This window comes from Mesorhizobium sp. M2A.F.Ca.ET.037.01.1.1, assembly GCF_003998075.1.
In the GTDB taxonomy this organism is placed as follows: domain Bacteria; phylum Pseudomonadota; class Alphaproteobacteria; order Rhizobiales; family Rhizobiaceae; genus Mesorhizobium.
The window spans coordinates 1-1,577 of the sequence record NZ_RZSA01001269.1 but is presented as its reverse complement, the minus strand read 5'-3'; the positions used below and the strand labels follow the sequence as shown (position 1 = coordinate 1,577).

General features: G+C 65.4%; 1 protein-coding gene and 1 pseudogene. Both read left to right on the top strand.

Features of this window, described 5'->3' with window-relative positions:
- Positions 1–144 precede the first annotated feature (144 nt).
- Positions 145–768 (top strand): LysE family translocator, encoded by a 624-nt coding sequence (locus tag EOA27_RS35825; RefSeq protein WP_126079933.1) that lies wholly within the window; start codon positions 145–147, stop codon positions 766–768.
- A gap of 115 nt (positions 769–883) precedes the next feature.
- Positions 884–1,577, top strand: a pseudogene (locus EOA27_RS35820) (tetratricopeptide repeat protein); the annotation flags it as partial.

Below are 1,577 nucleotides of genomic sequence, written 5' to 3'. Positions count from 1 at the left end.
TTAACCCTAACGGATCTTTTCGCCGGCTGATGGGGCTACCGGTCGAGGCGCCTAAGATTTTCGCTGAAGATTTTTCCGGCGGCCCCTTTACATTCCCGACGACCCCAGGATTTATCCTGTTCTTTGCGCTCAAGGAGCAGGGAAATGTCCTTCGAAAACTGGGCTGCCTTCGCCGCCGCCTCTTCCATCCTTCTCGTCATTCCGGGCCCGACGATCCTTTTGGTCGTCTCCTATGCGCTGGGCCAGGGCTGGCGCACCGCGCTGCCGATGGCCGTCGGCGTCGCGCTGGGCGACTTCACCGCCATGACGCTGTCGATGCTCGGCATCGGCGCGCTGCTCGCGGCTTCGGCCACCGTGTTCACCATCTTGAAGGTGATCGGCGCCGGCTACCTCATCTATCTCGGCATAAAACTGTTCCGCGCCGGCGGCGCGCTGAAGGCCGAGCCGCGCACCGACGCGGTTTCGGCGGCAAGGATGATGGCGCATGCCTGGCTGGTGACGGCGCTGAACCCGAAGAGCATCACCTTCTTCGTCGCCTTCCTGCCGCAGTTCCTCGACCGGCACGCCGACTTCTGGACGCAGATGCTGATCTTCGAGACGACCTTCCTGACCTTGGCCTTCGCCAATGCCTTCGGTTACGCGCTGGTCGCATCGAGGGCCCGCGCCATCGTGCGCAATCCAAAGGCCATCCGCATCTTCAACCGCACCGGCGGCACGCTGCTGGTCGGCGCCGGCATCGCCACGGTGGCGATGCGCTCGGGGAATTGAGGCGGCGCACGCCCGGCAGGCCTGAGGCACTATCGACCACGGGTTGGCACGCTCCTCGCCGATGCTTTAGGATCGGGCTCCAGACAGCAAATTCGCGATCGTCGAAGGACACAGAATGGCGCTGAAGGATGCATTCGGCCTGGCTTACTCGGGCGCGACCGAAGCCGGGTTTTCATCCTACGCCCGCGCCGTGCATGAGCTGCAATGCTTCATCGGCGATCCGGTCGGCTCCGCCGATCGCGCGATCGCCGAGGATCCCGGCTTCGTCATGGCGCATGTGCTCAAGGGCTACCTCTTCGGCCTCGCCACCGAGCGCGAGGCAACGCTCGTGGCCAGAGCATGCCACGAGGCGGCCTTGCCGCTCGCCGCCACGGCGCGCGAGCGGGCGCATGTCGCGGCCCTCGGCCATCTTGCCTGGGGGCGCTGGCATGAAGCCTCCCGCATCCTCGAGGATGTCGCCATCGACCATCCGCTCGATCTCGTGGCTCTGTTGACCGGGCATCAGATTGATTTCTTCACCGGCAATGCCCGCATGCTGCGCGACCGCATCGGCCGCGCCCTGCCAGCCTGGCGAAGCGACATGCCCGGCTATCATGCGGTTCTCGGCATGCAGGCCTTCGGGCTCGAGGAGATGGGCGATTATGCGCGCGCCGAACGGCTTGGCCGCACGGCTGTCGAGATCGAGCCCCGCGACGGCTGGGCGCAGCACGCCGTCGCCCATGTCATGGAGATGCAGAGCCGGCAAAAAGACGGCATCGCGTGGATGCGCGCCAATCCCGACGCCTGGACCAGGGAAAGCTTCCTCAAGG